3 protein-coding genes are annotated in these 2322 nt (G+C 59.9%); all 3 read left to right on the top strand.

The window, feature by feature from the left end; all coding sequences use genetic code 11:
* The first annotated feature begins 162 nt into the window (after positions 1-162).
* Complete coding sequence (locus WA354_RS19975; protein WP_472814778.1) at positions 163-1596, top strand: hypothetical protein; 1434 nt, start codon at positions 163-165, stop codon at positions 1594-1596.
* A 151-nt stretch (positions 1597-1747) separates the two neighbouring features.
* Complete coding sequence (locus WA354_RS19970; RefSeq protein ID WP_348261564.1) at positions 1748-1927, top strand: Rcat domain-containing protein; 180 nt, start codon at positions 1748-1750, stop codon at positions 1925-1927.
* Between the two features lie 191 nt (positions 1928-2118).
* On the top strand, positions 2119-2322 hold a 204-nt coding region (locus tag WA354_RS19965), incomplete at its 3' end, for a hypothetical protein (protein WP_472814777.1).

The raw sequence follows: 2322 nt of genomic DNA, 5'->3' as shown, positions 1-2322 counted from the left end.
CCCCCTCAGCCCGCATCTCATTCTGCATCCCGGCCGGATGATTCCCTTTGAGCCGACCCGGCTCATAGGTCTGCGGCGCCGGTTCGAATCTCCGATTTGACCTTTTAGGTGAATTGGAACTACTGTTGGCACAACCCCACGCGCGGCCATGGGAGGACGCCCATGATCAGGCCATTGCCGGAATCCCGATCTCATTCAGTCCATTCCAGTATTCTTGAGCATTTTTACCGCCGTCGCGCCCTTGTGCTTGCAGGCGCCTGCGCCCTTGCGGCGACAAGCTTTAGCGGTATCGCGGCCGCGCAGGCCATCACCATCGACACCCATAGCGGAGCGAACAAAGGAACGGGCACAGTCGATCGGCGCTTTGCCCAGATTCAGCCCACCAGCATCCCGCTCGACAAAGCGGACCTGGACCCGAAGACCCGCGCAGAACTGATCCGCGTGATGCAATCGGAGCAGGGTTTTGCCATGCGCCCGTTTCCCATGGGCCACAAGGGATTGACCCTGGAGGCAAACGGCAAGCTGACTCCCGCCGGCGAACCCTACCTCGACATGGTTACGGAATTCGGAATCTGCGCCAAGCCGGGCGATCGCGTCGTGCTGACCGACGTCAAGTTTGACCACAACAAGATTGTCTTTGAACTCAACGGCGGCCCCGACCTGAAACATCGCTTCTTGCGTCATATCCAGATCGGCGGCGGCGGAACGATGAACCCCATCGCTCAAGACGACGGACAGCCGGCGACTGGCGCCAGGCTCACGCTCGCATTCAAAGGCCACGTCCCTGAGCTGACAGGCGCCCAGGTGAAAGCGCTGCTCGCGCCGCTCATCTCTTTCGATCTCAAGACACCCATTCAGGCATTTACAGATACGCTTCCCGCGAAACTCAAAGACGCCATTCTGAATCACGACGTGATGGTGGGCATGTCCACCGACATGGTGCTCTTCGCCTTGGGGCAGCCCCAACGCAAGGTGCGCGAAGTCGATGGGCAGATGCCTTTCGAGGAATGGATCTACGGTTCGCCTCCCAAACCCGTTGAGTTTGTCCGCATCAACGGCAATCGCGTGATCCGCGTCGAAATCGCCAAGGTGGGCGAAACGCCGGTCATCTTTACTAAGGACGAAGTCGAAGGCATGATGCGCACTGACGGCTCGCCGCTGGTCGCTGATCAGACTGGCACGCGCACCATCAAGATGGGCGACGTTGAGCGTGATCCTGACAAGGAGGCCGCTGCTCCACCACCCACCCTCACGGCTCCCGGAGAGAAGTTGCCGGATAGCCCAGTGCAGAACCAGTCAGACGCCATGAAGCCCGTGGAGTTCCCGAAGCAGAAGCCCGATGACTATCCCGATGTGGCAGCCGCACGTCGCGCCGATCAGCAGAAGGCGGCAGAAGCGGCCGAGCAGGCCCAGGAGCAGAAGGATCAGAAGGGTCAGAAAGATCAGAAGGACACAACCCAGCCAGGCGCCTCCAAACCCGCCGATTCAAAGTCCAGCACCCCTCCAGCATCCGCAAGTCAGGGAAGTAGTGCAGCACCCGGGACGGCCCCTTCTCCCGGCAGCACCCCGGCGACCGATGCGGCCCAGCCGCACTGAGTCCTGATGTAAACTGGAGACAGCGAGTCCGGCTGCCTCCCGCAAACAATTTCGAGCAGGGGTGAGTTAATCGACCGCGCCGTTGAAGCCGCGTGCAGCATTTCCGCGCGTGCGTGCAGAGACAATCTTCAAAGGAGAAACACCCCTACCCATGGCCAAAATTGCCAAAACAGGTGATCGCAAGAAAGCAATGGACACGACGAAGTCCACCGACTGCCCGAAGTGCAGCAAACCGACGCGTATCGTCAAGCGCGTGAAAGATCGCGAGCGCGGCGTACCCGGCGGAGTCTATATCTCCTGCTCAGCGTGTGACTTCTACGAAAAGCTTTAAGTTTTAGGATAAGTCTCAGATCTTGAAAAGCCCGGCAGACCGCCGGGCTTTTCGTCTATGGCTGCCCTTACAGGCCGCTGTCATCCCGACCGACCAACGGGAGCGGAGGAATCTGCCCTGAAAATTCCAGCGCAGCGGTGCTTGGGGATTAGGAATACGGAGGGAGCAGCAGCCTTCAGACTGCTGAAATCATGCGCGAAGAGTTACAGGGCCTTTTAGGCCCGGACACTCCCCCGTACTACTTTCATGTTCTTCGGGTGGCGCAACGCGCCATAAATGGCTGCGGTTGCTCTGCGGTTGCTCTTCAGGCCGCGCGCCTCGAACTCGGTGGCAGCGCTACAGCGCCTCGGCCATCTCTTCCAAAATCGCCGCTGCTGCCTCCGCCGGATTGGGCG

The organism is Occallatibacter sp. (assembly GCF_049802275.1).
Taxonomy (GTDB): domain Bacteria; phylum Acidobacteriota; class Terriglobia; order Terriglobales; family Acidobacteriaceae; genus Telmatobacter.
The sequence above is the reverse complement of the archived record's forward strand: the minus strand, read 5'-3'. Positions and strand labels throughout refer to the sequence as shown.